This window comes from Rhodovulum viride (assembly GCF_003265965.1).
Classification (GTDB): domain Bacteria; phylum Pseudomonadota; class Alphaproteobacteria; order Rhodobacterales; family Rhodobacteraceae; genus Rhodovulum; species Rhodovulum kholense.
The window spans coordinates 1-818 of sequence record NZ_MUAV01000131.1 but is presented as its reverse complement, the minus strand read 5'-3'; the positions used below and the strand labels follow the sequence as shown (position 1 = coordinate 818).

Genomic DNA, 818 nt, shown 5'->3' with positions numbered 1-818 from the left:
GGCGGGCATTGCGGTGCCAGGCCTCATCGTCCTCGTAGACATCCTCCATCTTCAGGACCGCGCGCATCTGCACGCCCGAGGCGGCGCGGGCCGCGGCCTCCTGACCGGCGAGCGCCAGGCCCACGGATTCGGCCGCGACCTGGAGCGGGCTGCGGCCGGTCCAGCCGTCCTCGGCCATGTAGCGCAGATGCACCATGGCCCGCGACGGCGCCCGGCGCTGGATGCCCGCCCCGTCCTCGAAGGCATAGAAGCGCGCCCGGCCGTCGCGGAGCTCGGCGCAGAGATCGGGGCGGATCACCTCCAGCAGCGTCAGCTCGCCCGCCCCGTCGCGGGGCGCATAGGCATAGGCCCGGCCGCGCAGCGCGAAGGCATAGACGAGGGCAAAGCGGGCCACCTTCGCGGCCACGCCCGGGGCGGATTCCGTGTTCAGGAGGTAGGTTGCGGCATGATCCGCGACCGGTTCGGCCCGGCTGGCGCCCGTCCGCTGGTAGAGCCTGAGCGGCACCTTGGCCAGATCGCCCGCGATCACGTTGCAGCAGGCGAAGACCGTGGCATGACGTTGGGCCGCCAGCGGTGTCACCACCGGCAGCGAGCGGACCCGGGATTGCCCGCCCGCCCAGAGATCATTGAGCCAGGGCGACGGATCGCGGGTGCCGGAAGGCTCGACCGCAGCCATGGCCGCGCTGACCGGCGGTTCGCGCCGGGGGGCGTCGGCCTTCCGGCCGCGCGTGAGGAAAGGAAGTCCGATCATACCGTTGCCACGTCCCGTGCCTTGCGTTTGCCCGCCTCGGCCTCGGCGCGTCCCAGCGCCATGATCG

Annotated in this window: 1 protein-coding gene; it reads right to left on the bottom strand. The window is 72.7% G+C overall.

Features of this window, described 5'->3' with window-relative positions:
* Positions 1 to 751 (bottom strand): phage portal protein (locus BYZ73_RS21415; RefSeq protein ID WP_146746404.1); only part of this gene is annotated, 751 nt, incomplete at its 3' end.
* Positions 752 to 818: the final 67 nt, after the last annotated feature.